At 40.9% G+C, this 264-nt stretch carries 1 pseudogene; it reads left to right on the top strand.

What is annotated here, in order from left to right:
* A pseudogene (locus JUI58_RS27845) lies at nt 1-264 on the top strand (HNH endonuclease); the annotation flags it as partial.

Below are 264 nucleotides of genomic sequence, written 5' to 3'. Positions count from 1 at the left end.
AAGGAAACCAAGAAATCAAAGATTTCTTATCAGGTCAACCTAATATTCTCAAACAGATTCTAGGACAAGCAAAACAACCATTGTCAGATAGTGCAGCGGTAAATTCTACCCGTTGGAAACTGTATGATAAACTGAAAGGAACGGGATTGCCTGTTGAGGTCGGAACAGGAGGATTAACCAAGTTTAATCGCACTCGTCAAAACCTCCTAAAAACTCACTGGCTTGATGCTGCTTGTGTGGGAAAGTCTACTCCAGAGCAATTAA

The organism is Spirulina sp. CCY15215, from assembly GCF_016888125.1.
Lineage (GTDB): Bacteria > Cyanobacteriota > Cyanobacteriia > Cyanobacteriales > Spirulinaceae > CCY15215.
This window is presented reverse-complemented; position numbering and strand designations above follow the sequence as displayed.